We start from the raw sequence: 24,677 nt of genomic DNA, 5'->3' as shown, positions 1-24,677 counted from the left end.
GGCGCGCAAAGCGGCGGTTGCTGTATGGCGGTTACGGTGCTCTGGCCGATCGCAGCCCTGCAGGAGGTGGTGGCGCACATTACCAGACGCCGGGCGCCGCTGAGCCTCGCCACCGTGCGCACCATGCGCGCGGAGGCAGAGCGCACCCGTTTCAATCCGGCGAAGTCACGCGATGAACTGGGTGTGACTTTCCGCCCGATAGCCCAGACGATCCGCGATGAGGTGGCTTGGTTCAGGGCGCGCGGGATGGTGTGAGGGGGGCGGGAATAGCCAGCAATCATGCAATGAGAAATCACCCATACACCAATTGAAGATCCCGGCTGCCTCCCTGTTCTCGATGGTCATAGCTTCTGACTGATCTTCAGCGCCAGGCTTGCGGGGCGGCTGCGGAAGAGATCAGGCGGTATCGCGCAGCCATTTGCGGATCCGCCCCCGCGCATTGGCGTATGGCGAGGTGCTGTTGAACTGGATCATCCGGCCCTTCGTCCACTTGCCATACCACGGCTGGCTTTGTTGCGCTATCCCTCTGACTTGCGGAATCATGTTTGTGGGTCAGCGGGTTAGATTGACTGCATGAGCAAGCCCGTCCTCCTTTTCCGCACGACGAACTGGTCCAGCTACGGCCAGGCTCTGAAGCGCCGCGGCTTGCTGCTGGTATGGCTTGACCCGCAGATGTCATGGTTCGCGGCCCCGAGCGGCAAGGCAGGTCATCCAGAGGGGTTTTCGATGGCGGCCATTCAGTTCTGCCTCTCGATCAAGGTTCTGTTCGGGCTGCCACTGCGGCAGACGACAGGGTTCGTGGAGAGCCTGCCGGCTCTGAGCGGGCTCGATTGGTCCGTGCCGGACGACACGGATGCTCTGCCGCCGGCAGAAGCACCTGAAGGTGCAGATCCCGTATCTTGCGGCATCCGGGCCGCTGCATCTGCTGGTGGACAGCGCCGACATCAAGTTCTCGGGCGAAGGCGAGTGGCAGGTCCGCAAGCATGGGGCCAGCCGCCGCAGGCAATGGCGCAAGATCCACATCGGTATCGATGCTGAAACGCTCGAGGTGCGCGCCGTCGAGATGACCAGCAACCGCATCGGCGATGCGCCCGTTCCGCCCGGCCTGCTGGCGCAGATCCCGATGCAAGAGCGGATCGGCAGTGTCACCGCCGATGCCATCATGCCACCACGACGCAATGCCAGGGCCTGGAAGGGCCACCATCCCGGCCTGCAGGCCCGCAACGAGGCCCTGCGCGCCTGCAAGCGCTTCGGCCGGGCCAACTGGAAGAAATGGTCCGGATATCATCGGCGAAGCCCCGCGTGGAGGCCAGGATGAGATGCCTCGAATTCCTCGGCGAGCGCATCATGGCCAGAGACTTCGACAGGCAGCATGCAGAGGTTCAGATCCGCATCGGGTCGCGGGTTCTCTCGAACCAATGGCGTTCACCTGCTCCACATGAACCGCTTCACATCCCTCGGCACGCCCGAGACTGTCCGAATGCGCTGAAGATGGCCGGGAAAGGGAGACCTGCCGCCTCAATCCGAATTGCGCAACAAGGCCCACGGCAAAGCAAGGGCGCCGTCACGATAATTCCGCAGGCCGCGACGAATCCCGGTTGATTTCGCGGCAAGGCGCTTGCGCGGCAACGCCACCGAGATGCCGCGGCCTGGCCTGATACCGAAGCCGCCTTTCCTCTGCGGGCAAGGGCGCGCAGCGAGTCAAGGCGGCTTTCCCTTGCCCGTCGCTGAAATATCGCCCAGTGGATCCTAGAGGCGGATTGCGCCATCGGCGCCGCCAGGGTCCTGGCGGCGGGCTAATCGTTTGCCCCGGCACGGATCAAGCTGCGGGGCGGCAGGCGCGGATCAGGTCCGAGGCATCGTCGCTGGCTGCCAGGGTCTCCAATGTGGCGATCAGGGTTTCCACGTCGACAAGCGGCGCGGCATCGGCGGCCAGACGCGCCAGTTTGGCCTTGATGTCGGGCGTGGTCAGCGGACGGGAGCTGTCGCCGCGCGCTGCAGCGATCAGGCGGCTGTGGCGGCGGCCATCGGCATAGTCCAGCACAAGCTCGGCCGCGCCGACCGGCATGGCGGGCTCTCGCAGCACGCCGACCCTGGCGCGCAAAACCGCAACCTCGGGATCGGCCACCGCCGCGTCCGAGAACTCGGGCAGGCCCGCCGCGCGGCGCAGCAGCGTAACCGCGACGGCATGCTGCGCGCTGACCTGCGCCTCGCGCCCGGAACGGATTTCGGGGCGGTCGGCGCGATCCGCGAGCAGCGGATGGCCGATGACCGTGGCGCGGGCCAGACCCTCTGCTCCGATGCCCTCGGCCGCCATCTCAAGCGCCGCCTCGATCACCGGGTTCAGGACGACGCCGCAGGGATAGGGCTTGTAGGTGTTGCGCAGGATCTCCCAGCTTTCGCCGAGTCCCTCGGCCAGGATCTCGGCCCGGGGCGCCTCGCAGGTGACGCGCAGAAAGCCGCGCGGGCCTTCCAGCGGCAGGGCGGGCCCCTGCATCCCGTCCTGAGCCAGGAACGCGGCCCGCAGGCCGTTCTGCGCCGCATTGCCCACGCCGATGCTCTTGGCCATGGTGCCCAGGGTCTCGACAAGGCCCGAGGATTGCGCCGAGGCGATGCCGAAGGCATGGCGCATCCGCGCAGCGTCCAGTCCAAGGATCCGGCCTGCCGCCGCCGTCGCGCCGAAGATGCCGCAGGTGGCGGTGATGTGCCAGCCGCGCCGATAATGCCCGGGCGAGACCGCATTGGCGATCCGGCATTCGACCTCGACGCCGATCACGAAGGCCTCAAGGAAAGCGCGACCGCCGACGGGCATGATCTCGGACAGGGCCAGCAGCACCGGCAGCACCGGGGCGGTGGGATGCAGGATCGTGCCCGGATGGGTATCGTCGAAGTCATGGACATTGATCGTCAGCGCATTGACGAAGGCCGCGCCGAGGGCGTCCAGACGCGGCACCCGGCCGATCAGGCCACAGTCGCGCGTGGCGCAGAAGCGTTCCGCCAACCGCAGCGCGGGCAGGGTTTCCGGGTCGGCGCTGCCCGCCAGCCCGGTGGCCAGCCCGTTCAGGATCGACCGCTTCGCCTCGGCAATCGCGGCCTCGGGCACGGCGACTGCGCCGGCGGCGAAACTCGCCAGCGCATCCGAGACGCCGCCCGTCATCCCGCGGTTCCGCCCATCACCTCGACCCCGGCCCAGGTCTCGATGGTGCGGACCATCTCGGTCAGGTCGCCGTTCTCGCCGAACTGGCCCTTGGTGGCCAGCAGCAACTGCCGCGCGGCGCTGCCGACCATCATCGGCACGCCAAGCGCCTCGGCCTCGTCCAGGCACAGCCGCGCATCCTTGGCGGAAAGCCCCAGCGCGAAGCCGAAGTCGAATTTGCGGTTCAGCACATATTTCGGGATCTTGTCCTCGGAGGCGTTCGAGCGGCCGCTGCCGGTGTTCACCACCTCCATCAGCCTGGCGGGATCAAGCCCGGCCTTCTGGGCCAGCACGCAGCCCTCGGAGGCGATCGCCAGCGCCGTGACCGACATGAGGTTGTTGATCACCTTGATCAACTGCGCCTGACCCGGGCGTTCGCCGACATGGTTCACCCGGCCGAAGCATTCCAGGATCGGGCGGATCTCCTCGAAGACCGGGCCGGGGCAGGCGGTCATCAACGAGAGTTTCCCGGCCTCGGCCCCGGCGACGCCGCCGCTGACCGGGCTGTCGGCCGCCGCGATGCCATGGGCGGCCAGCCCCTCGGCCAGCGCGGCCGCCCCCCGCGGCCCCGAGGTGGAAAGGTCGACAACGATGCGCACCCCCTTGCCCGCGACCAGCCCCTCGGCGCCAAGCGCCACGTTCTGGACGATATCGGGCGTGGGCAGCGACAGCAGCACGATCTGCGCCTTCGAGGCGACCTCGGCGGGCGAGACCGCCGCGATGGCGCCATGTTCGGCCAGTTGCGCCATGGCGGCGGCACTGGGATCGAAGACGCAAAGATCGTGCCCGGCCGCCAGCAGGCGCCGCGCCATCGGGTTGCCCATGCGGCCGATGCCGATGAATCCAAGGGGAAGGGACATGTCGCTCATTCCGTTCTGTCGGGGTCGGGGGAAAGACGGCCCCCGGGCGCAGGTCTTGCCCGGAGACCAGGGGAAGACGGCCTCAGCCGCCCATCTTCTGGGGCAGCCACAGGACGATCTCGGGGAAGGCATAGAGCAGCGCGATGAAGCCGAGCATCAGCAGGATGAAGGGAATCGTCCCCATGATGATCTCGCGCAGGGGGGCGCCGCTCATGCCGCGCAGGATGAACAGCACGATGCCGACCGGCGGGGTGATCAGCCCGATTTCGACCAGGATCACCAGCACGATGCCGAACCAGATCGGATCGACGCCAATGGCCATCATGATCGGATAGGTGACCGAGAGAGTCATCAGCATCATCGAGATGGATTCAACGAACATCCCCAGCACCAGGTAGAAGATGCAGATCACCACCATCACCATCCAGGGCGCAAGCTGGGCATCGGTGACGGCGGTCACCATGGCCCGCGGCAGGCGCAGGAAGTCGAAGACCCAGCCGAAGATCGAGGCGCCGATCACGATCAGCATGATGAAGGAGGTCACCTTCACCGTGTCATACAGCACCCGGTAGAGGTCTTTCGGCGTCATGCGGCCCTGCTGCACGCAAAGCAGGAAGGCGGCGCCCGCGCCCACGGCGCCTGCCTCGGTCGGGGTGGCGATGCCGAAGTAGAGCGAGCCGAGAACGGCGAAGATCAGCGCCAGGAAGGGCAGCACCGACACCAGCGAGCGCATCTTGTCGCGCATCGGATAGGCCTCGCCGCGCGGTACGTCCTGCGGCGAGACGAAGGACCAGACCAGCACGACGCAGGAAAACAGCGCCGCCAGCAGCAGCCCCGGAACGATGCCCGCGACGAAGAGGACGGTGATCGGCGCGCCGACGGTGTTGCCGTAGATGATCATGGCGATCGAGGGTGGGATCAGGATGCCCAGCGTGGCCCCCGCCGCGACCAGACCGTAGGTCAGGCGGTTGGAATAGCCCCGGCCCACCATCTCGGGCGCGGCGACGCGGCCCAGGGTGGCGGCGGTCGCGAGGCTGGAGCCGGAAACGGCGGCAAACACCGCCGAAGCGCCCACAGTGGCGTGGCCCAGCCCGCCCCGTGTGCGGCCCAGCCAGATCACCAGCATGTCGAACAGCCGCACGGTGACGCCCGAATGCACCAGGAAGGCCCCCATCAGGACGAAGGTCGGCACGGCGGTCAGCGTGAAGGAGTTGATCGCCGACCAGGACCTGTCGGCCAGGATGGGCAGTTGCGGCGCCCTGACCATGAACAGAAGGCCCAGCAGGCCGATCATCCCCATCGCCGCGCCGACCGGCACCCCGATCAGCAGCAGGCCCAGCAGGGCCGCCACAAGGATCAGCCCGGTCCACAGCGACGACATCGAGAGCGACAGCCAGAAAGCCCCGCCGATCAGCACCAGCACACCCAGCGTGGCAAGGCCGATGCGAAGGCCGCTCCAGGTGAAGGCCCCCACAAGGATGCCCCCGATCAGGATCAGCGTCGCCCAGTCGATCCGGGTGCCGAAAACGCGCTGGTCCCTGAGGCCCACCAGCACCAGCCCGGCCAGGATCGCCACAATCAGCACCGGCAGCGCATATTGCCGCCAGGCCTGCTCCGGCGCGGTCTTGCGCACGATATCGCGCAGCAGCGCGGCCATGAACAGGACATAGCCCAGCACCACCGGCGTCTCGGGTATCCATTGCGGCGTGGCCAGCAGGCCCCAGTCCCGTGTGCCGTTCACATATTCCGAGACGGTGAAGCAGAACATCTCCCAGCCGGTGACGGCGACGAAGATCAGGCTCAGCCACAGGCCGACAAGTTCCAGCGTGCGGCGGTTGTCCTTCGAGACGTTGTCGATCAGGATCTCGACCTGGATATGGGCGTTCTCGCGCTGGCTGACCGCCAGCCCGATGAAGGCCATCGCCACGAAGGCATAGATGCTGATCTCGGCCACCCAATGCGTCGGCATGTTGAAGGCCGAGCGCATGACGACTTCGTAGATGACGATCAGCGTCATGAAGGCCAGGGTGACGGCGCCCAGAAAACCGGCCGCCCGGGTCAGGCCGTCGGTCACGCGCAGGAAGATGCCGTCCGTCAGCCCCGTCTCCGCGGGCCGGTTGCTCGCCATGTCGGTCGAGGGCTCGAACCCCTCGTCCCCGGTCGGCGCCGTGCTTTCCATGTTCATATGTTCCTCCCTCAACGGGGCTCGGGCCCCGGCGTTGCCGCCCTGATAGCACGCTGGCGACTTGACAGACAATAGATTGTGTTATCGTATGCTGGTAGAATGAGGATACAGGCATACGGTCTGGCAAACCTGCCGCACGGACCGCGCCTGTGGAGAAGTTTCCTGAGGAGGAGAGGACTATGACCAATCAAATCGGCCTCGGCCGTCTGTTCGGCGCGGTTGCCGTCAGCCTTGTCGCCGCGATGCCCGTGATGGCAGAGGCGGAATTCGACCTGACCATGGGGGTGATCACCTCTCCTGGCGATGTCTATACCGCCATGACGCAGGGCCTGCCCGAGCGGATCGACCAGGCCACCGACGGCCGCGTCTCCATCACGGTCAGCGATTCGCTGGTTGCGCCGAACCAGGTCGCCGGCGCGGTGCGCGACGGCCGCCTGCCGATGTCGGCCGCGCTGCACACCTATATCTCGGCCGAAGAGCCCCGCATGGGCATCTTCAACCTGCCGGGCCTGATCAACAATATCGACGAATATGTCCAGGTGCGCGAGGCCTTCTGGCGCGAGGACGTCAAGACCATCTGGGGCGAGCGCTGGAACGCCGAGATGCTGGCCGACGGCGCCTGGTGCCCGACCGCGCTGTTCTCGAAGACCCCGATCCATAGTGTCGAGGATTTCAAGGGCAAGCGCATCCGCATCCACAACCCGCAAACGGCCGAGCTGCTCAGCGCGCTTGGCGGCCTGCCGGTGCCCATGCCCACCTCGGAAATGGTGCCAGCGCTGGAGCGCGGCGTGATCGACGGCGGCTTCACCTCGATCTGCGTCGGAGCGGCGATGGAACTGCCGCGCGTGGCCCCGCATGTGCAGGATTGGGCGATGTCGCCGGTTACCGGCTGGGTGATCCTGGTCAACAAGGACACCTGGGCCGAACTGCCCGATGACGTGAAGGCGCAGATGTCCGCCGCCTTGGCCGAACTGGAGGACGAGGCCTTCTCGACCTATCAGACCTATGTCGATATCGCCGTGGCCAAGGTTGAAAGCCTGGGTTCCGAACTCTGGGTCGCCCCGGACGATCTGAAGGCAGCCGCCGCAGCCGAGTCCTATGCCGACCCGGCCTATGCCTCGTGGTATGCGACCGCCAAGGATCTTGGCGTCGATGGCGAGGCCTATGTCCAGCAGGTTCGCGAGGCCCTGGGCAAGTAAACGACGCGGCATCCGGCACGGGTCCGCCTGCGCCCTGCCCGACTGGGCTGGCCCGGCACTGCCGCTGGGCCAGCTTTGACATTTTGTACGCTTGTCAGATAGTGTGACATGCCAGCATATTGGCCAGGTAATTCATGAACCGAGAAATGTCGCAGTCCCCGCCAAGCCCCTTCCCGGACATGCGCGTCGAGCGTGTCGCGGCCCCGCTGCGCCACAGCGTGACGGAAAGCATCCGCCACGCCATCGCCATTGGGCATTTCAAGCCCGGCGCCCGCCTGCCCGAACGGCTGCTGTGCGAAACGACCGGCGTCAGCCGCACCCTTGTGCGCGAGGCGCTGCGGCAGCTTGAATCCGAGGGGCTGATCGAGGTCGTGCCGCATCGCGGCCCGGTGGTCGCCACCCTGACCCGCAAGGAGGCCGCCGATCTTTACCGGGTGCGCTCGGAGCTGGAGGGGCTTGCCGCCGAACTGTTCGCCGAAAACGCCAACGACCAGGATCTTGGCCTGTTGCAGGCGGCGCTGGACCTGCTACGCAATCAGGCTGGCAGCGACGATGCCCTGGCGCGCCTGCGCGCCAAGAACGCCTTTTATGAAAGCCTGATCGCGGGCACCGGCAACGCCGCCCTGGGGGACAGCCTGCGGCTCCTGAACTCTCGGGTCACTGTTCTGCGCGCCACCTCGCTCGGGGCCGAGGGCAGGACCGAACAGAGCGCCCGCGAATTGCAGGATCTGGTCGATGCGCTACGCGCGCGTGACCCGGTGGCCGCCCGCAAGCTGGCGGTCGAGCATGTCCGCGCCGCCGCCCAGATCGCGCTGCGCACGCTGGAATGAGGCCACCGCAAGGGGCGCCCAACCTCGGGCGGACCGATGAGGGAGGGCGAGGCCCCCTCGGCGTGGACGCGGTCGATTGCCGGATCACTCGTGGCGGCGCGCCTCCATCGCCCGTCAATCGCGGCGTACAAGCGCCTCGCTGGCAACCGCGACCATCCGGCCGCCTGCCGTCTTGCCTGTCGCAAAAAGAAGCCCCGACCCGGAGGAGCACCGGGCCGGGGCCGACCTGATCGGGGAGAAGGCTCCCGGCGTCTCAGGCGAAGGGATTGTATTCCTTGTCCTGCGAGGGGTCGTAGGGAATGGCGTCGGGCAGATCGGCCAGAGCGCGCAGCACCGGATAGACCGCCGTGTAATCCTGCCTCCCCCGGCCATCGGCGCGCGTGACGGAATAGGATTGCAGCGCCGCGGCCCCCATGAAGACCGGCGCATTGACCCGCGCGGCAAGATTCAGCGCCAGCACCAGATCCTTATGCGCCAGATCCACCGGGAAGCCCGCCTCAAGATCGCCCTTCAGCACCTTGTTCGGATAGGTCACCCGCATATGGCCAAGGCCAGCGATCGTGCCGCGCATCACATCCAGCGCCAGCCGGATATCCAGCCCCGACGCCTCGGCCAGGGTCAGCACCTCGGCGGTCAGCGCATTCAGCGAGATGCCCATGAAGTTGTTGATCACCTTGACCCGGGAGCCGTTGCCGACCGCACCGCAATCGAGCGTCTTGTTGCCCATCGCGTCGAACAGCGGCTTTGCGGCCTGAAGGTCGTCGGGCGTCCCCGAGGCCAGGATCAGCAGCGCCCCCCGCGCCGCCTCCAGCGCCGAGCGTCCGACCGGGGCATCGACCAGCCGATGCCCCCTGGCCGCCAATCGGGCCGCCAGGGCCTCGGTCTCCTCGGGCAGGATGGTCGACATGTTGATCACCACCGCATCGGTCGGCGCGCCCGAGAGCGCGTCCTCGTCGCCCAGCAATGCTGCCTCGACATGCGCGGCGGTGGGCAGCATGGTCACCACAAAGGCCGCGCCTGCCATCGCCTGCGCGGCCGAGGCCGCCACCTTGCCCCCTTCGGCCGCAAGTCGGGCGCCCGCATCGGGCGCAAGGTCGAAACCCGTGACCTCAAGCCCCGCCCGCACAAGATTGATCGCCATGGGCAGCCCCATGGTGCCCAGGCCAATGAATCCGACTGTCATCCCTCTCTCCTCCCTGTGGTCCGGGTTCAGTCCCGGGCCGCCTCGCCGTCCAGATCCTTGAAGGTCTCGGTCACCACCCGCATCGCATCCAGCGAGGCCGGAACTCCGCAATAGATGGCGCTTTGCAGCACGACCTCGATGATCTCCTCGCGGGTCACGCCGTTCTGGATGGCGCCCCGCAGATGGATGCGCAGTTCATGCGGGCGGTTCATCGCAATCAGCATCCCCAGGTTCAGCAGGCTGCGGTCGCGGCGCGCCAGGCCCGGGCGGCCCCAGACCTCGGCCCAGCAATATTCGGTGACCAGCTTTTGCAGGGGGGCGGTGACATCCGTCGCCGCGGCGATCGAACGGTCCACATAGGCGCTGCCAAGCACGTCGCGCCTGATCTCGATCCCTTTTTCGAAGCGCTCACCTGTGAGGTCGGGGTGACGTGTCATGTCTTCTCCTGCCATTCCAATGGCATTATTGCCAAATCGTCATACAATATCCCGCAATCCCTTGCCCTGGTCAATATTGTAGTATCATCTTATCGTATGCTGTGTTGACAGTATGGTTGGATCCGCCATGTTCGCGCCGACAAGGATCTTGCAGGAGAGGAGGCCTGCCCCGATGACGGCAATCGAACCATTCGAACTTTTCGCCATCCGCTACGCCCGTCACAGCGGGCGGCGGGGCGCGGACAATTTCATTGACGGCACGGATCTGCACGATCAGGGCTCGGACCTGTTCTATTACGTCTGGGTCGCGCGCCGGTCGGACCGCTGCTTCGTGATCGACACCGGCTTCGGCCCCGAGGCCGCCGCCGCGCGCGGGCGCAGCCTGGAGATCCGGCCCGCCGAGGGCATCGCGCTGCTGGGGATCGATGCGGCGCGGGTGGACGAGGTGATCCTGACCCATCTGCATTACGACCATGCCGGCACGCTGGGCGATTTCGGATCGGCGCGCTTCCATCTGCAAGCGGACGAGGCGCGCTATGCCACCGGCCCCTGCATGTGTCATGCCAGCCTGCGCCATCCCTTCGACGTCGAAGATGTGGTGGGCTTTGTCCGGCTGAACTACGCCGGGCGGATCTGCTTCCACGACCATGTCAGCCAGTTGGCCGACGGGCTGACCCTGCACCGCACCGGCGGCCATTCCGACGGCTTGCAGGTGGCGCGGGTCTGGACGCGGCGGGGCTGGGTGGTCATAGCCTCGGACGCGACCCACCTTTACGCCAATTACCGCAACAACCGGCCGTTCCCTGCGGTCTATCATGTCGGCGACCTTCTGGACGGCTATGCCACCCTGCGTCGGCTGGCCGATAGCGACGACCATATCATCCCGGGCCACGATCCGCTGGTGATGGATCTCTACCCGCCGCCCGCCGCCCATCTGGCCGGGCGGGTCGTGCGGCTGGATGTCGCCCCGAGGGAGCTGTGAACATGCGCGATCTTGAGGGGCGCACGGCCCTTGTCTCCGGCTCCACCACCGGGCTGGGCTACGGCGTGGCAAACGCCCTGGCGGCGCGCGGCGCCCGCGTCGTGATACATGGGCTGGCCCCGGCGCGAGAGGGCGAGGCCATGGCCGCCGCGCTGTCCCGGGATCACGGGGTGGAAAGCTGGCATTCCGGCGCCGACCTTGCCGATCAGGCCGCGACCGAGGCGCTGTGCGATCAGGTTCTCGGCCGTTTCGGGCGCTGCGACATCGTGGTGAACAATGCGGTGATCCGCCATTTCAAGCCGGTCGAGGAATTTCTTCCCGAGGAATGGAACCGCGCCCTGTCGGTCAACCTGTCCTCGGCCTTTCATTTCGCCCGGGCCTTCGTGCCAGGGATGAAGGCGCAGGGCTGGGGCCGCATCATCAACATGTCCTCGATCTACGGCCAGCGCGGCGCCGAGAGCCGGATCGACTATGTGACCACCAAGACCGCGCTTCTGGGCATGACGCGCGCCCTTGCGATCGAACTGGCCCGAACCGGCATCACCTGCAATGCCGTCGCCCCCGGCACCGTGCCGACCGAGGCGATCACCGCGCGCATCGCGGGGCTGGCCCAGGCTGCGGGCCAGAGCGAAGCCGAGGCCGAAGCCGATTATCTGGTTGGCCGCAACCCGACGCGCCGCTTCGTCGAGATCGGCAATGTCGCGGCCCTGATCGGATTTCTCTGCTCGGACGCGGGGCAGGACATCACCGGCGCGACCCTGCCGATCGACGGCGGATGGTCGGCGCTGTGAGACGGACCCAGGGAGGGGATGCGATGAGACTGGATGGGAAGACCTGCCTGATCACCGGGGCGGCGGGCGGCATCGGCATGGCCATGGTCGCGGCCTTTCTGGCCGAAGGCGCCCGCGTCATCGCCACGGACCGGGATCTCGCAGCGATTGAGACCGCCGCCGCCGCCCTGCCCGCAGGCATGCCGGGGCGGTTGTATCCGCATGCGCTGGACGTCACCGATGACGCGATGATCTCGGCGCTGAACCAACGGCTTGAGGCCGCCGGTCTTGGCCCGGATGTGCTGGTCAACAATGCCGCCGCGATCCGCATCGGCAAGTTGCTTGACACCGCGCCCCAGGATCTGGACCTGGTCTATTCGGTGAACATGCGCGGCCTTTTGCAGGTCACACGCGGCTTCCTGCCCGGCATGATCGCGCGCGGTGGCGGCAATGTGCTGAACATGGCCTCTCTGGCGGGGGTGCATGCCATGCATGAACGCTTCGCCTACAGCGCCTCGAAGGCTGCCATCGTGATGATGACCCGCGCCATCGCCATCGATTATGTCGATGACCGCATCCGCTCGAACTGCATATGCCCGGCGCGGGTCGAGACGCCCTTCGTCACAGGCTATCTGCAGCGCTACTATCCCGACGAGGTCGAGGAACGGTTCCAGGCCCTGGCGGCCTATCAGCCGCTGGGCCGGATGATCCGCCCGGACGAGGTGGCGGCGATGGCGGTTTTCCTCGCCTCGGACGAATCGGCGATGATCTCCGGCCAGTCCTTCGTGATCGACGGCGGCGTGACCGCGGGCGATCAGCCGGGCGCGAGAATCGGCGCCAGGGGCTGAGTTGCGGCTGCCGCCTGGCCTGCGCTGGCGGAGGGTTCCGCCGCGCCTGCCCGACCGGCGCGACACGATCTGCGCGACGGTGATCGGGGCCCGGCCTGCAATGATGATGGTCCGAGCAATCCCGCTTGCGGCGAGGCGGGGGCCGAAGCCCCCGGCCTTCAGCGGTCCAGCACCGCCCGCAGGACCCGGGCAAGATCGGCCTCGGGCGAGGCAGTCATGCCGGTGGCGCGCCATGCGACATGGTGGTCGGGGCGCACCAGCAGGCAGCCGTCGTCGCGGATTTCCGACAGGCGCGCCCATTCCCCGCTGTGATCGACATGCGGCCGACGCGGCCCGATGACATGGACCGCCAGCTCAAGCCCCAGATCCGCCGCCACCGCCTGCGCCGCCTCTGCCCAGGCCTCTCCGCCCAGGCCGGTCAGCAGGGTGAAGCGGCCATGACCGCAAAGGTCCAGCGTCGACACCTCGGCCCCGGTGTCATGGCGATAGAGCCAGACATGCGGCAGGCGCGCGCCCGGCCAGGTGGTGGGCTGGGCATGCAGATCGGCATCCAGTTGGAAGGCCGGTTCGATCTGCCCGTCCGTCACCGCCGCGCCCGAGCGGTAGCGCTGGTTCATCTCGACCCCATGGGCGTCGAATTCGTATTTCTTGAAGGCGATCGCCTTGCGGACCGCTTCGCGCTGCGCCTCGGCCTCGGGCGTGCCTTCGGTGCGGGCCTGCAGATTCTGCTGCATCTGCTCGGGGCTGACCCCCTCGGCCATGCCAAGGGCGGCAAAGATCGGCCCGGTTTCGGCGATGGACTGGTTGGCGCGGGTGACGATCTGTTTTGCGATCGGCGCGCGCTCGGCGTCATAGCTGTCCAGCAGCCGCGCGCCCGCCTGCCCCTTCAGCACCATGGCCAGCTTCCAGGCCAGGTTGAAGGCATCCTGGATCGAGGTGTTGGAGCCCAGCCCGTTCGACGGCGGATGGCGGTGGATCGCATCGCCCATGCAGAACACCCGGCCGTTGGCGGTGCGGGTGGCGTAATAGTTGTTCACCGTCCAGACATTGGCCGAAAGCAGTTCGATCTCCAGATCCGGGTCGCCGATCAACTGGCGCGCCACGCCGGTTGCGAATTCCGGCGTCACCTCGGGCTCCGGGCCGTTGATGTCATAGCCCCAGACGATCAGCCATTCGTTCCACGGCCGCACCATCCGCACCAGTCCCATGCCGATGCCGCCCACATCGGCGCCGGGCTGCATGACCCAGTAAAGGACCGAAGGCCGGTGGGCGACGTATTTCGTCAGATCGGCGCGGAACAGGATATTCATGCTGCCGCCGACGCCCATCTTGCCCTCGAAGGGCAGGCCGGCATGTTCGGCCACCAGCGATTTCGCCCCATCGGCGCCCACGAGATATTTCGAGCGGATGGTGATCTCCTTGCCCGACAGCCGGTCGAGGCAGGTGGTGGTCACCCCCGTCGCATCCTGTTCGTGGCGCAGATATTCGGTCGACATCCGCGCCTGGGTGCCGCGCTGGCAGGCGGTCTTGAACAGGAGAGGCTCCATATAGGTCTGCGGCAGGTCGTTCATCCGGCTGGGCGAGGTCATCAGATGCTCGGCCCGCGACAGCGGATGGTTGCCCCAGGCCTTCATCCGGCCGATCTCTTCCCCGGCAAGGCTTTCGCAGAAGATGTTCTCGCCCATCAGGTCCTGATGGCTGGCGAACATATAGGCCTCGTCCTCGACCTCGCGGCCCAGGTCGCGCAGCACCTCCATGGTGCGCTGGTTGGTGATATGGGCGCGCGGCGTATTGGCCAGCCAGCGGTAGCGGTTCACCACCATGTTGGCGATGCCGTAGCTGGACAGCAGCGCCGCCGTGGCCGAGCCCGCAGGCCCGGTGCCGATGATCAGCACATCCGTGCTCATGTCTGCCATGGGTTTCCTCCCGTTTGGTCGATGGGGCCGGGCCTCCCGCCCGGCCATGATGTCAAAGCGTCGGCGCTTGCCCGGCCCATGCCGCCTGCAACAGCGCGCGGATGCCCTCGCGCGTCACCGGACGGGGATTCCAATAGGGATTGGCCGAGGCGAGATCGGCGGCGCGGTCCAGATCGCTTTCCTTCAGGCCCAGATCGCGCAGCGCCATAGGCGCGCCCACGTCCCTGGCGAAATGCCATAGGCCAAGGCCCGCATCGCCATGGCCGAACAGATCGACGACCGGCGCCAGAAGATCCGGCACCGCGCCCGCGTTGAAGGCGATGGCATGGGGCAGGATCACCGCATGGGTTTCGGCATGCGGCAGATCGAAACTGCCGCCCAGCGTGTGGCAAAGCTTGTGGTGCAGCGCCATGCCGACCTGCCCCAGCACGGTGCCGCAAAGCCAGGCGCCGTAAAGCGTCTCGCCCCGGCCCGACACGCCTTCGGGCCGGGCGATGACCCTGGGCAGGCTGTCGCGGAAGGCCCGCAACCCCTCCACCGCCATGAGCGAGGACAGGGGCGAGCGGTCGCGTGCGTAAAGCCCCTCGGCCGCATGGGCCATCGCGTTCAGCGCCGAGGTCACGGTCATCGCCACCGGCAGGCTGGTGACCAGTTCGGCATCGTAAAGGATCACCTCGGGCTGGACCCTCGCGCTGGTCTGGGTGGTCTTCACCCCGTTTTCGGTCTGGCCCAGAATGGCGGTCGCCTCGGACCCGGCATAGGTGGTGGGCACCACGATCTGCGGCAGATCGGTGCGCAGCGCGATGGCCTTGCCGAGCCCCGTCGTCGACCCGCCGCCGACCGCGATCAGCACATCGGCCCGCAAGTCGCGCGCGAGCATAGTGGCCTCTTCCGAGACATCGACCGGCGTATGCATCGCGGCCCCGGTATAGCGCCCGACCGCGCGCGGCCCGCAAAGTTCGGCGAACTCATCCGCCATCGCCGCCTGATGCGGCGTGGTCAGGATCAGCGCCCGCGTCGCGCCAAGCGCGTCGATCTCTTCCGCCACGGCGGAGCGGACGCCTGCGCCAAAGCGCACACGCACGGCGGCGCTATGCGCGGTGAACGCATCACGGAAAAAGGACATCGGGTTCCTCCCCTGTATCGACCTGAAATCTAGCGCCGAGCAACATAGATATTGATCGGATCAGCCCGTTATTATATGCCTTTAAGGCATGAAGCTGGACAGCGAACATCTGGAGATTCTGGCCGCGATCGTCGAACGCGGCGGCCTGACCGAAGGGGCGGATGCGCTTGGCAAGTCGCAGCCCTCGGTCTCGCGCTCCATGGCGCTCCTGGAAGAGCGCATCGGCCTGCCGCTGTTCGAGCCGGGCCGCCGCCCCCTGCGCCCGACCGAGCTGGGGGCGAGCCTTGCCCGCCTGGGGGCCCGCATCCATGCCGCCAACAAGGAGGCCAGCCTTCTGGTGCATCGCTTCCGGCAGGGCCTGGCGGGGCGGTTGCGGGTCGGCGGCTCGCCGATCTTCATGGACGGGGTCGTGGCCTCGATGATCGCGGAATTCCAGTCGCGGCATGCCGATGTGCAGATCGACCAGTCCTATGGCTATTTCGAGCAGTTGGAGGCGGGCCTGCGCAATGGCGGGCTGGATGTCGCCATCCTGCCGCTGCACCCCGGGCAGGTGCCGCCGGATCTGGATTTCATGCCGTTGCTGTCCGGCAACAACGTCATCGCCTGCCGGGCGGGGCATCCGCTGACCCGCACCAAGGCGATCACGCTGAAAGACATCGCGCCCCATGCCTGGATCGCGCCGCCCGCCAACAGCCCGCTGTATCGCGATCTTCAGCGCGCGTTGAAAAGCATCGGGCAAGAGGATTTCCGGGTGAATTTCTCGGGCGGGACGCTGGCGTCGATCCAGTCGGTGCTGACCGGATCGGATGCGCTGACCGTGCTGCCCTATTCGGTGGTCTTCCTGTCGCGGCGCACCATCCCGCTGGAGGCGCTGCCGCTGAAGATCGATCATGCCGAACGCCAGCTCGGCATCCTGAGCGTGACCGACCGGCAGGCGCCGCCCGCGGTGCGCCAGCTTACCGGATTTCTGCTGGCCGAGTGCCGGAGATTGCAGGAACGCATGGATCATGACCAGCAGATCACCCGGCGACGGGGCTGAGGGCGGTCATTTCAACGCCACATAGCTGGCCGCGTCCAGCGTGGCGATGCGGACCGCCACGCTCAACCCGCTGGCCGCCCCCAGAATGGCCCGGATCTCGGCCGCCACCTCTTGCAGGCGCGCCCGGCTGCGGCTGGCATGGGGCAAGATATGCAATTCGGTGTTGATGCGGGGCTGATCGGCCAGCGCCAGCACCGGAAGCACCGCGAACTGGCAGGCGGCCGGAGCCACCGCCAGCCGGTCGCACAACATCGTCCGCAGATCGGGCAGCCGTGCGGCAATCTCCTGCCGCACCGCCTCGAACGCCGCCTCGTCGACATAGATCTTCACATTGGGCATGATGGCCTCAGGCAGGAACCAGGATGAAATCGAAGGGCGAGCGCCACAGGGTCTCGGCGCCCTCCAGCCGCTCGTAGCGCGCGACGAGGCTGTTCTTCACGCCGAAGACCGCGTCCGAGGTCAGGTATTCGTCGCCGCCGACAAAGGTATGCGTGACCAGCTTCTGCCAGCCCGGCTTGGTGACCAGGTAATGCATATGCGCAGGGCGGTAAGGGTGGCGCCCCAGATGCCCCAGCATCTGCCCGACCGGCCCGTCATCGGGGATCGGATAGCTGACCGGCTTGATGCCGCGAAAGGCATAGCGCCCGTCCGGTCCGGTGATGAACCGGCCCCGGTTGTTCCATTTCGGCTGGATACCGGGCTGCTGCACGTCATAATAGCCGTCGGCATTGTCGGACCAGACATCGACGGTGACGCCCTCGATCGGATTGCCGTCCAGATCCAGCACCCGCCCCTCGAACAGGCAGCTTTCGCCCTTGCCGTCCAGGCTGATATTGTCGCCCATGGCCCGGATCGGGGCGCCCTCGACATGGAAGGGGCCGAAGACGGTATTCTCGGTCGCGCCTTCCGGGCGGCGGTTGTTGATCGCATCCACCAGCATCGACACGCCCAGCGTGTCCGAGAGCAGGATGAACTCCTGCCGCTCGCCCGAGCAGATCTGGCCGGTGCGGGTCAGGAACCCGATGGCATATTCCCACTCCTCGGGCGTCAGGGCGACGTCCTTGACGAAATCGTGCAGATGCCGGGTCAGGCTGGACATGACGCGGGCCAGCCGCGGATCGGTGCCCGGGCCGATGCGCCCGTTCACGGTTTCGGTGGAATTGGCTTCGGTGAAATAGCTCATGATCCCTGTCCTTCAAAAGATCAGTTGGCGGAACCGGCGCGTGGTGCCGCATGCGAGAGCGACAGCGGGTCGAGGCCGGTATGCTGGAGGAAGCTGCCCCACAGGCCACGGCGCGCGAACAGCATGATCGCGATGCCGATCAGCCCAAGGACGATCAGATAGACGGTGCCGAAATCGGCCAAGAGCCGCTCCAACCCGTAGAAGACGAAAACGCCGACGACCGGGCCGGGCAAGGTGCCGATGCCGCCGATCACCACGATGAAGATGACGAAGGCCGTCCAGTCCAGCAGCGAGAACGCCGCATCCGGCGAGATGCGCCCGATCTGGATGAACAGAAGCCCGCCGCAAATCCCGGTGCCGAAGGCTGTCAGCAGGAAGACCAGCGCCTTGAGGCGGGTCGGATCGACTCCGACCGCCCGCGCGGCCATGGGGTTGTCGCGCACCGCCTGCAACCCCAGCCCCATGCGCGAGCGCAGGAAGGCCCAGCTTGCCACCAGCATCACCACCACCAGGGCCAGCGCCAGCCAATAGGTCAGCGCATCGACCGCCGCCGCCTTCGATCCGCCGATCAGGGCGCGCACGGTCTCGGCCCCCCACATCTCTTGCGCGGCGCCCTTGGGCAGAGAGGTGCCGGTGCCGCCGCCAAGCGCCTTCCATTGGCCAAGGCTCAGCCGGGCGATCTCGGCCACCACCCAGGTGCCGATGGCGAAATAGGCGCCATTCAGGCGGAAGGTGAAGAAGGCCACCGGCACCGACAGCGCCATGGCGACCAGCCCGCCGACCAACAGCCCCGCCAGCGGGTCCATCCCCCAAAGGATGACGCAGGCGAACATCGTATAGGCGCCGATGCCGACAAAGGCCTGTTGTCCCACCGAGACGAGGCCCGCAAAGCCCGCCAGCATGTTCCAGTTCAAGGCCAGCACCAGCAGGCACAGCACCATGAACAGATCCTGAACCAGCGCCCGGCTGCCGATCACCGGCAACGCCGCCAGAAGCGCGACGGCCGCCAGCAGGATCAGGGGAAGAAGCGTCTTTCTCATCATCGTGCCCTCAGTCATTGGCGCGCGGGAACAGCCCGCGCGGGCGCAGGAGCAGCACGACGACAAAGGCCAGATGTCCGGCAAGGATCTGCCATTCCGGGTTCAGCGCCGCACCGAATGCCTGCGCCAGCCCGATCACCAACCCGCCCGCCAGCGTGCCCCACAGGCTGCCGAGGCCACCGATGATCACCGCCTCGAAGGCGTAAAGCAGCCGGACCGGGCCGGTGGCGGGGTCGAAATTCGCCCTTGCCCCAAGGTAGAGCGCGGCAATCGTCGCCACGACCAGCGCGATGCCGGTGGCGATGGCAAAGATCGAACGCGGGCGGATCCCCATCAACTGCGCCGTCACCGGATCATCCGATGTGGCGCGGAAGGCCCGGCCAAGCGCCGTGCGGTAAAACAACTGGTTCAGGCCCCAGATCACCACCATGGCCGAGCCGAAGGTGATCAGCGGCATCACCCCCACCGTCACCGGGCCGAGCGGCAGCGACTGCGCCTCGATCGGCCCCACCGGCAATTTGCGGCTGTCGGCGGAAAAGCCCATCAGCAACGCATTCTGGATCACCACCGACAGGCCGAAGGTCACCAGCAGCGGCGGCAGGATATCCTCGCCCAGCACCCGGTTCAGAAGCGCGGTCTGCAAAAGCCATCCCAGCGCGAACATCAGGGGCAGCGCCAGGGCCGCCGCCAGAAACGGATGCACGTCCAATGCCGTGCCAAGCCCCAGGATCAGATAGGCCCCCAGCACGATCAGGTCGCCATGCGCCAGATTGACCAGCCGCATGATGCCGAAGACCAGCGAGAGCCCGGCGGCGAACAGCGCGTAAAGCCCGCCCAGCATCAGGCCCTGGATGAATGTATCAAGCCAGATCATGCGTGCCGCACTCCGAAATAGGCGTCGTGGATCGCATCGCGGCCAAGGCTTTCGGGGCGGCCCGACAAGGTGATCCGCCCCTCCATCATGCAATGCACCATATCGGCGACCTTCAGCGCCTGGCCGATATCCTGCTCCACCACTACGATGGCGGTGCCGCTGTCGCGGATGGTGGGGAAGGCGGCATAGATCTCGCGGATCACCACCGGGGCGAGGCCAAGGCTCAGCTCGTCGCAAAGCAGCACGCGCGGGTTCGACATCAGCGCGCGGCCAATGGCGACCATCTGCTGCTGGCCGCCCGAGAGCGCGGTGCCCGGATGGTCGCGGCGATCGCGCAGGACCGGGAACAGCGCGTAGATCCGCTCCAGGTTCCAGAACCCGTTGCCCTGCCGCGCATGGGCGCCGATGCGCAGGTTCTCCTCGACCGTCAGGCTGGGAAACAGCCGCCGCCCCTCGGGCACCATGGCGATGCCCGCGCGCAGGATCTCGGGGGCGGCCATGCGGTCGATCCTTGCGCCCGCCAGCGCGGCGCTGCCGCCCGAGACGCGGGCAATGCCGGTGATCGCCCTCATCAGCGTGGTCTTTCCCGCGCCATTGGCCCCGATGATCGCAAGGGTCTGGCCCGGATCCAGCGTCAGATCGACGCCGAACAGCGCCTGAAAATCCCCGTAATGCGCGGTAAGGCCGCGCAGTTCCAGCAGCGGGCTCATGCCTCGATCCCCAGATAGATCTCGCGCACCTCGGGCGCCGCCATCACCGCCTCGGGCGCGCCGATCATCAGCATCCGGCCGAAGTTCAGCACCATCAGACGGCTGACCACCGAGGTCAGCGCATGCAGCACATGCTCGATCCAGATGATCGCGGTGCCCTCGGCATGGATGGCGCGGATGGTGGCGACCAGTTCGACGCATTCGGCATCGGTCAGCCCGCCCGCGATCTCGTCCAGCAAGATGACGCGGGGGCGCGTGGCCAGGGCGCGGGCCAGTTCCAGCCGTTTGCGATCCAGCAGCGGCAGGCCGCCCGCCTTGCGGTCTGCCATCCGCGCAAGCCCGGTGCGGCGCAGGATGTCCATGCATTGCGTCGGAGCATCCCCGGCCGACAGGCCGCCGCCAAAGCGTGCCGCGACCAGCAGGTTCTCGTAGACCGAGAGATGGCCGAAAGGCTGCGGGATCTGGAAGGATCGCCCGATGCCGCTGGCGCAACGCTGCATCGGCGTCTCGTCGGTGATGTCGCGCCCGTCCAGCAGGACCCGGCCCCGGTCGGGGCGCAGGTTTCCGGTGATCAGGTTGAACAGCGTGGATTTGCCCGCGCCATTGGGCCCGATGATGCCAAGCGCCTCTCCGGGTTCCAGCGCGAACCCCACGTCATCGGTGACCTTGAGCGCGCCGAAACTTTTCGACACGCCCTGCAGCGACAGGATCGCCATGGCGTTACCCCCCTTTGCCCGCCCTCCCCGGCAGGCCCCTTGCGCCCATTCTAGGGCCGCGATCCGGCCAAGGTGATCGGATGATCGGCCCTCAATATCGCATCCTGTTATGAAGCGGCGGGATCAGGCCTCGGCCGCGATCATCTCGGCGGCCTTCTCGCCGATCATCACCGCGGGCGCATGCGTATTGCCCGAGACGATGCGCGGCATGATCCCGCAATCGGCGATGCGCAGCCCTTCGAGCCCATGCACCCGCAGCCGCGCATCCACGACCGCCATCGGGTCCTCCCCCATCTTGGTGGTGCCGACCGGGTGGAAGATCGTGGTGCCGATCTCGCCCGCCAGGCGGGCAAGGCTCGCATCATCCTCTGGCCCCGGCCCGGGCTTCAGCTCTCGCGGGGCGTAGCGCGCCAGATGGGGTTGCGCCATCAGACGGCGGGCATGGCGGATGCTGTCGGCCGCGACCCGACGGTCGGCCTCGGCCGAGAGGTAATCCGGCTGGATCGCGGGGGCGGCGTTCGGATCGGCGCTGCGCGCATGGCTGCGGCCGGTGGACTCCGGGCGCAGATTGCAGACCGAGACCGTCAGCGCGGCGTCGCGGTGCAGCGGCTGGCCAAAGGCATCCAGCGACAGCGGCTGCACATGATATTCGATATTGGCGCGGGCCTGCCCGGCGTCGGAGCGCGAAAAGATGCCCAACTGGCTGGGCGCCATCGCCATCGGCCCCGATTGCGTCAGAGCATATTGCAGCGCGATCCCGGCCTTGCCCCACAGGCTGCGGGCGCGATCGTTCAATGTCCTTGCGCCGGAAATGCCGAAGATCATCCGCAATTGCAGGTGGTCCTGCAAATTCTCGCCCACGCCGGGCAGGGCATGGCGCACCCCGATCCCCAGGGATTGCAGCACATCGGGCTGCCCGATGCCCGACAGTTCCAGCAGATGCGGCGAGCCGATGGCCCCCGCCGCCAGCACGACCTGCGGCGCGCGCACCTGATGCGCCTGCCCGCCGCGCCGGAAGGTCAGCCCGGTGACGCGCCGCCCCTCCATCTCCAGCCGGGTGACCTGCGCCTCGGTCAGGATGCGCAGGTTGGGGCGCCGCCGCACCGGATCGAGAAAGGCCTTGCGGGCGTTCCAGCGGATGCCGCGCCGCTGGTTCACCGGGAAATAGCCGACGCCTTCGTTGTCGCCGTCGTTGAAATCGCCCGCATCGGGGATGCCCATCTGCCGCGCGGCCTGCGCCACCTCGTCCAGGATCGGCCAGCGGAGGCGCTGCGCCTCGACCCGCAATTCGCCATCGGTGCCGTGATATGCGTCCGCCGGGCCGAAATGGCGCTCGGACCGGCGAAACAGCGGCAGCACATCCGCCCATCCCCAGCCCGGATTGCCCAGGTCCCGCCACAGGTCGTAATCCTGCCGGTGCCCGCGCATGTAGATCATGCCGTTGATCGACGAGCATCCGCCCAGAACCTTGCCGCGCGGATAAAGCAGGCTGCGCCCGTGCAGGCCCGGCACCGCATCGGTGCGAAATCCCCAGTCGAGCCGGGGATTGCCGATGGCGAAAAGATAGCCCACCGGGATATGCACCCAAGGGTGGTTGTCGCTTTTCCCGGCTTCGATCAGCAGCACCTTGCGGCGCGGATCGGCGGAAAGGCGGTTGGCCAGCACGCAGCCGGCCGATCCGGCGCCGACCACGACCACATCGAAAGCCCCGAATTCGGGGGCGGGATCAGCGGAAGACATCGCGATCCTCCTGTGCCATCAGGGTCAGGCTGGCATGGCCATCGGCCGCCTCGCGCAGGCGATGCCAGCGCCGGTCGAGGTAGACCAGGGATTCCAGTTCCGGCGCGCCGGGGGCCCTGCCCGCCGCCCCTTCCAGCAATTCGGCCACGACCACTGTCGCGCCCTCGACCGGCAAGGCGCCCTTGATACGGGCGCGGAACCACGTCTTCACCGCCGTGTAGCGCGGCTCTCCGCCGGGCAGGCGCGCCCATGGCACATCGGCCCCGAAGCGATCCGCGCCGGGTGTGGCGCCAAGGCGCGCCAGATCCAGATCGGCAAAGCGCAGCAGATGGACCACCAGCCCGCCCGCCGCCAGCACCGCCGCCGTGGACCCCGATTTCGACGACAGCGAAAAGGCCACCGTCGGCGGCGCGGAACTGACCGAAATCAGCGAGGACACCGTCATCGCCACCGGCCCGTCACCGGGATCGGCGGTGATCACCGCCACCCCGGCGGGGTGACAGCGAAAGGCCTCGCGGAAGGCGAGGGACAGGGCCTGGTCGGTCATGCGCGGCTCTCCGATGAAGCCGGGCCGGGGCGAACCGGCCCGGCGTTTGGGCTTACTTCTTCTCGATCAGGTCGTAGAACTGCCAGACGCGATCCGACCATTGGCCGCCGATCTCGCGCCCTGCCGCCGTCACGATCGAGGGCGCGATGGTGAAGTGGTTGGCCGCCACCATCATGTCGCGGAAGGTGCGCTGGATCACCCCCGTCCGCAGCCCCGCCCCGCCCGAGGCGCGATAGGCGAAGTTGCAAACATCGACGCCGACCTCATGGATCTGCGACTTGGCCAGATGGACAAGGCTGATCTGACGGGTGGTCATCATCTGGCCAGTCTCGGCCAGATGCTCGATCTCGGACCAGACCTCCATCACCAAGGCGCGGGCGGCGCGGTAGCCGGCCTCGGCGCGGCCATAGTCGTGCCAGAACTTCTCGCTTTCGCCCAGGGCGCCCGCGCGGCCCGATTTCGACCGGGCGAAACCCGCGATCTCGTCAAGCATCCGCCGCCCCGCCCCCATCGCCCAGCCGGTATGGCCGATCGCGGCCAGGCCGACGATGCCCAGCGAGAACAGCTCTTTCAGGCGCTGCGGCGGCGCGGTCAGGATCGGGAACACCAGATCCTCGGCGATGAACACATCCTCGGCGGCATAGTCGATGGAGCCCGTGCCCTTCAGCCCCAACACATCCCAGTTGCCCAGTTGCTTGTGCTCGGGAATCGGCGCATGGGCGCACATGACGATGACGTTTCCGGCCTCGTCCTTGGCGGGCTTGCCGGTGCCGTCATCGACGAAACAGGCCGAATGCGACCAGGTGGCGTGGCTGAAGCCCGACCCATAGGACCATTTCCCGGTCAGCGTATAGCCGCCCTCGGTCTTTTTCAGCATGCCCAGGGGCGCGCCCTGCCCCGAGAAGCGGTTGTCGGTGCCGGGTCCGAACAGCCGTTCCACCGCGCTGTCGGGCAGGAAGGCCGCCGACATGGCGCCGATGCAGCAATGCACCATCGACACCCAGCCGGCCGAGCCGGAATGATAGCTGACCGCCTCCAGCAGTTGCAGCACCTCGGTCGGGCGCATCTGGGCGCCGCCCAGTTCCTCGGTCGCCAGAAGATGCGAGAAGCGCAAGGGCTTCAGCAGGGCAAAGCTTTCGGGTGTCAGCTCTCCCGCGGTCTCGTCCGCGGGGGCATTGGCCTCAAGCTGGGGGCCGATCTCGGCGATCTGCTTGAGCAGCGCGCGATAGTCGACGGTCTTGCCCCAGTAGCCGTGGTTCATGGGCTTGTTCATCTTGCTCCTCCTCAGGATGCGGG

24 protein-coding genes and 1 pseudogene are annotated in these 24,677 nt (G+C 67.3%); 8 read left to right on the top strand and 17 right to left on the bottom strand.

What is annotated here, in order from left to right; translation table 11 throughout:
• Positions 1-24: 24 nt before the first annotated feature.
• Positions 25-255 (top strand): hypothetical protein, encoded by a 231-nt coding sequence (locus tag ABNX41_RS14280; RefSeq protein ID WP_438670401.1) that lies wholly within the window; start codon positions 25-27, stop codon positions 253-255.
• Positions 256-396: 141 nt separating this feature from the next.
• On the opposite strand, the gene ABNX41_RS14275 is transcribed toward ABNX41_RS14280, so the two are convergent.
• Positions 397-543: a ClbS/DfsB family four-helix bundle protein gene (locus tag ABNX41_RS14275; protein WP_438670400.1), complete on the bottom strand. Its 147-nt coding sequence runs from the start codon at positions 541-543 to the stop codon at positions 397-399.
• Positions 544-573: 30 nt separating this feature from the next.
• Here ABNX41_RS14275 and ABNX41_RS14270 point away from each other — a divergent pair.
• Positions 574-1,489, top strand: a pseudogene (locus ABNX41_RS14270) (IS5 family transposase).
• Between the two features lie 330 nt (positions 1,490-1,819).
• Here the strand turns inward: ABNX41_RS14270 and ABNX41_RS14265 are convergent.
• From ABNX41_RS14265 to ABNX41_RS14255, 3 genes are all read right to left on the bottom strand, one after another.
• Positions 1,820-3,157, bottom strand: coding sequence for an MmgE/PrpD family protein (locus ABNX41_RS14265; RefSeq protein ID WP_438670399.1), 1,338 nt, complete (start codon positions 3,155-3,157; stop codon positions 1,820-1,822).
• The gene (locus tag ABNX41_RS14260) at positions 3,154-4,056 is read right to left on the bottom strand and encodes an NAD(P)-dependent oxidoreductase (RefSeq protein ID WP_438670398.1); all 903 of its coding nucleotides are present in this window, start codon (positions 4,054-4,056) and stop codon (positions 3,154-3,156) included. Before ABNX41_RS14260 ends, ABNX41_RS14265 begins: the two co-directional genes overlap by 4 nt.
• An 82-nt stretch (positions 4,057-4,138) precedes the next feature.
• A complete protein-coding gene (locus ABNX41_RS14255; protein ID WP_438670397.1) occupies positions 4,139-6,241 on the bottom strand; it encodes a TRAP transporter large permease subunit in 2,103 nt (700 codons plus the stop codon).
• Positions 6,242-6,420: 179 nt separating this feature from the next.
• Here ABNX41_RS14255 and dctP point away from each other — a divergent pair, with 179 nt between their 5' ends.
• A complete protein-coding gene (gene dctP / locus ABNX41_RS14250; RefSeq protein WP_438670396.1) occupies positions 6,421-7,440 on the top strand; it encodes a TRAP transporter substrate-binding protein DctP in 1,020 nt (339 codons plus the stop codon).
• A 146-nt stretch (positions 7,441-7,586) separates the two neighbouring features.
• A complete protein-coding gene (locus ABNX41_RS14245; protein WP_438670395.1) occupies positions 7,587-8,270 on the top strand; it encodes a GntR family transcriptional regulator in 684 nt (227 codons plus the stop codon).
• Positions 8,271-8,523: 253 nt separating this feature from the next.
• Here ABNX41_RS14245 and yihU read toward each other — a convergent pair whose 3' ends face one another.
• Together yihU and ABNX41_RS14235 are read right to left on the bottom strand one after the other, a co-directional pair.
• On the bottom strand, positions 8,524-9,564 hold the full coding sequence (yihU, locus tag ABNX41_RS14240) for a sulfolactaldehyde 3-reductase (RefSeq protein ID WP_438670394.1): 1,041 nt from the start codon (positions 9,562-9,564) through the stop codon (positions 8,524-8,526).
• Positions 9,480-9,890, bottom strand: a complete 411-nt coding sequence (locus ABNX41_RS14235) for a carboxymuconolactone decarboxylase family protein (RefSeq protein WP_438670393.1) — start codon at positions 9,888-9,890, stop codon at positions 9,480-9,482. The genes yihU and ABNX41_RS14235 overlap by 85 nt, the downstream gene beginning before the upstream one ends.
• Before the next feature lie 172 nt (positions 9,891-10,062).
• On the opposite strand from ABNX41_RS14235, the gene ABNX41_RS14230 reads away from it, so the two are divergent.
• Genes ABNX41_RS14230 through ABNX41_RS14220 form a run of 3 tightly spaced genes read left to right on the top strand, consistent with a single transcriptional unit; the run spans position 10,063 to position 12,490 of the window.
• Positions 10,063-10,872: an N-acyl homoserine lactonase family protein gene (locus ABNX41_RS14230; protein WP_438670392.1), complete on the top strand. Its 810-nt coding sequence runs from the start codon at positions 10,063-10,065 to the stop codon at positions 10,870-10,872.
• 2 nt (positions 10,873-10,874) lie between these two features.
• Positions 10,875-11,663, top strand: a complete 789-nt coding sequence (locus ABNX41_RS14225) for an SDR family NAD(P)-dependent oxidoreductase (RefSeq protein WP_438670391.1) — start codon at positions 10,875-10,877, stop codon at positions 11,661-11,663.
• Positions 11,664-11,686: 23 nt separating this feature from the next.
• On the top strand, positions 11,687-12,490 hold the full coding sequence (locus tag ABNX41_RS14220) for an SDR family NAD(P)-dependent oxidoreductase (protein ID WP_438670390.1): 804 nt from the start codon (positions 11,687-11,689) through the stop codon (positions 12,488-12,490).
• 158 nt (positions 12,491-12,648) lie between these two features.
• On the opposite strand, the gene ABNX41_RS14215 is transcribed toward ABNX41_RS14220, so the two are convergent.
• Positions 12,649-14,406, bottom strand: a complete 1,758-nt coding sequence (locus ABNX41_RS14215; protein ID WP_438670389.1) for an FAD-dependent oxidoreductase — start codon at positions 14,404-14,406, stop codon at positions 12,649-12,651.
• 52 nt (positions 14,407-14,458) lie between these two features.
• Positions 14,459-15,532 carry a maleylacetate reductase gene (locus tag ABNX41_RS14210; RefSeq protein WP_438670388.1) on the bottom strand — a complete coding sequence of 358 codons (1,074 nt, stop codon included), beginning with the start codon at positions 15,530-15,532 and terminating at the stop codon, positions 14,459-14,461.
• A gap of 88 nt (positions 15,533-15,620) precedes the next feature.
• Between ABNX41_RS14210 and ABNX41_RS14205 the strand changes: the two genes are divergently transcribed.
• Positions 15,621-16,571, top strand: a complete 951-nt coding sequence (locus ABNX41_RS14205; RefSeq protein WP_438670387.1) for a LysR family transcriptional regulator — start codon at positions 15,621-15,623, stop codon at positions 16,569-16,571.
• Between the two features lie 6 nt (positions 16,572-16,577).
• Here ABNX41_RS14205 and ABNX41_RS14200 read toward each other — a convergent pair whose 3' ends face one another.
• From ABNX41_RS14200 to ABNX41_RS14160, 9 genes are all read right to left on the bottom strand, one after another.
• Entirely contained in the window at positions 16,578-16,910 is a 333-nt protein-coding gene (locus ABNX41_RS14200) for a hypothetical protein (RefSeq protein ID WP_438670386.1), read from the bottom strand.
• Between the two features lie 7 nt (positions 16,911-16,917).
• Positions 16,918-17,754: an intradiol ring-cleavage dioxygenase gene (locus ABNX41_RS14195; protein WP_438670385.1), complete on the bottom strand. Its 837-nt coding sequence runs from the start codon at positions 17,752-17,754 to the stop codon at positions 16,918-16,920.
• Between the two features lie 20 nt (positions 17,755-17,774).
• The gene (locus ABNX41_RS14190; protein ID WP_438670384.1) at positions 17,775-18,797 is read right to left on the bottom strand and encodes a branched-chain amino acid ABC transporter permease; all 1,023 of its coding nucleotides are present in this window, start codon (positions 18,795-18,797) and stop codon (positions 17,775-17,777) included.
• Between the two features lie 7 nt (positions 18,798-18,804).
• Complete coding sequence (locus ABNX41_RS14185) at positions 18,805-19,668, bottom strand: branched-chain amino acid ABC transporter permease (RefSeq protein ID WP_438670383.1); 864 nt, start codon at positions 19,666-19,668, stop codon at positions 18,805-18,807.
• Positions 19,665-20,378, bottom strand: coding sequence for an ABC transporter ATP-binding protein (locus tag ABNX41_RS14180; RefSeq protein ID WP_438670382.1), 714 nt, complete (start codon positions 20,376-20,378; stop codon positions 19,665-19,667). The genes ABNX41_RS14185 and ABNX41_RS14180 overlap by 4 nt, the downstream gene beginning before the upstream one ends.
• Positions 20,375-21,094: an ABC transporter ATP-binding protein gene (locus tag ABNX41_RS14175; protein ID WP_438670381.1), complete on the bottom strand. Its 720-nt coding sequence runs from the start codon at positions 21,092-21,094 to the stop codon at positions 20,375-20,377. Before ABNX41_RS14175 ends, ABNX41_RS14180 begins: the two co-directional genes overlap by 4 nt.
• Positions 21,095-21,217: 123 nt before the next feature.
• On the bottom strand, positions 21,218-22,834 hold the full coding sequence (locus ABNX41_RS14170) for a GMC family oxidoreductase (protein WP_438670380.1): 1,617 nt from the start codon (positions 22,832-22,834) through the stop codon (positions 21,218-21,220).
• Positions 22,821-23,381, bottom strand: a complete 561-nt coding sequence (locus tag ABNX41_RS14165; RefSeq protein ID WP_438670379.1) for a flavin reductase family protein — start codon at positions 23,379-23,381, stop codon at positions 22,821-22,823. The genes ABNX41_RS14170 and ABNX41_RS14165 overlap by 14 nt, the downstream gene beginning before the upstream one ends.
• A gap of 52 nt (positions 23,382-23,433) precedes the next feature.
• Positions 23,434-24,654 carry an acyl-CoA dehydrogenase family protein gene (locus ABNX41_RS14160; RefSeq protein ID WP_438670378.1) on the bottom strand — a complete coding sequence of 407 codons (1,221 nt, stop codon included), beginning with the start codon at positions 24,652-24,654 and terminating at the stop codon, positions 23,434-23,436.
• Positions 24,655-24,677: the final 23 nt, after the last annotated feature.

Origin of the sequence: Pseudogemmobacter sonorensis (assembly GCF_042762395.1) — a bacterium.
Lineage (GTDB): Bacteria > Pseudomonadota > Alphaproteobacteria > Rhodobacterales > Rhodobacteraceae > Pseudogemmobacter > Pseudogemmobacter sonorensis.
Note: the sequence above shows the minus strand (reverse complement) of the source record. Positions and strands in the feature narration are given on the sequence as shown.

Coding starts and splice junctions, on each gene's coding strand:
- ABNX41_RS14245 (WP_438670395.1), top strand. CDS start 7,587: ATGTCGCAGTCCCCGCCAAGCCCCTTCCCGGACATGCGCGTCGAGCGT.
- ABNX41_RS14275 (WP_438670400.1), bottom strand. CDS start 543: ATGATTCCGCAAGTCAGAGGGATAGCGCAACAAAGCCAGCCGTGGTAT.
- ABNX41_RS14170 (WP_438670380.1), bottom strand. CDS start 22,834: ATGTCTTCCGCTGATCCCGCCCCCGAATTCGGGGCTTTCGATGTGGTC.
- ABNX41_RS14175 (WP_438670381.1), bottom strand. CDS start 21,094: ATGGCGATCCTGTCGCTGCAGGGCGTGTCGAAAAGTTTCGGCGCGCTC.
- ABNX41_RS14185 (WP_438670383.1), bottom strand. CDS start 19,668: ATGATCTGGCTTGATACATTCATCCAGGGCCTGATGCTGGGCGGGCTT.
- ABNX41_RS14230 (WP_438670392.1), top strand. CDS start 10,063: ATGACGGCAATCGAACCATTCGAACTTTTCGCCATCCGCTACGCCCGT.
- ABNX41_RS14225 (WP_438670391.1), top strand. CDS start 10,875: ATGCGCGATCTTGAGGGGCGCACGGCCCTTGTCTCCGGCTCCACCACC.
- ABNX41_RS14210 (WP_438670388.1), bottom strand. CDS start 15,532: ATGTCCTTTTTCCGTGATGCGTTCACCGCGCATAGCGCCGCCGTGCGT.
- ABNX41_RS14255 (WP_438670397.1), bottom strand. CDS start 6,241: ATGAACATGGAAAGCACGGCGCCGACCGGGGACGAGGGGTTCGAGCCC.
- ABNX41_RS14195 (WP_438670385.1), bottom strand. CDS start 17,754: ATGAGCTATTTCACCGAAGCCAATTCCACCGAAACCGTGAACGGGCGC.
- ABNX41_RS14280 (WP_438670401.1), top strand. CDS start 25: ATGGCGGTTACGGTGCTCTGGCCGATCGCAGCCCTGCAGGAGGTGGTG.
- ABNX41_RS14235 (WP_438670393.1), bottom strand. CDS start 9,890: ATGACACGTCACCCCGACCTCACAGGTGAGCGCTTCGAAAAAGGGATC.
- ABNX41_RS14200 (WP_438670386.1), bottom strand. CDS start 16,910: ATGCCCAATGTGAAGATCTATGTCGACGAGGCGGCGTTCGAGGCGGTG.
- dctP (WP_438670396.1), top strand. CDS start 6,421: ATGACCAATCAAATCGGCCTCGGCCGTCTGTTCGGCGCGGTTGCCGTC.
- ABNX41_RS14215 (WP_438670389.1), bottom strand. CDS start 14,406: ATGGCAGACATGAGCACGGATGTGCTGATCATCGGCACCGGGCCTGCG.
- ABNX41_RS14220 (WP_438670390.1), top strand. CDS start 11,687: ATGAGACTGGATGGGAAGACCTGCCTGATCACCGGGGCGGCGGGCGGC.
- ABNX41_RS14190 (WP_438670384.1), bottom strand. CDS start 18,797: ATGATGAGAAAGACGCTTCTTCCCCTGATCCTGCTGGCGGCCGTCGCG.
- ABNX41_RS14160 (WP_438670378.1), bottom strand. CDS start 24,654: ATGAACAAGCCCATGAACCACGGCTACTGGGGCAAGACCGTCGACTAT.
- ABNX41_RS14180 (WP_438670382.1), bottom strand. CDS start 20,378: ATGAGCCCGCTGCTGGAACTGCGCGGCCTTACCGCGCATTACGGGGAT.
- ABNX41_RS14260 (WP_438670398.1), bottom strand. CDS start 4,056: ATGTCCCTTCCCCTTGGATTCATCGGCATCGGCCGCATGGGCAACCCG.
- ABNX41_RS14165 (WP_438670379.1), bottom strand. CDS start 23,381: ATGACCGACCAGGCCCTGTCCCTCGCCTTCCGCGAGGCCTTTCGCTGT.
- ABNX41_RS14205 (WP_438670387.1), top strand. CDS start 15,621: ATGAAGCTGGACAGCGAACATCTGGAGATTCTGGCCGCGATCGTCGAA.
- ABNX41_RS14265 (WP_438670399.1), bottom strand. CDS start 3,157: ATGACGGGCGGCGTCTCGGATGCGCTGGCGAGTTTCGCCGCCGGCGCA.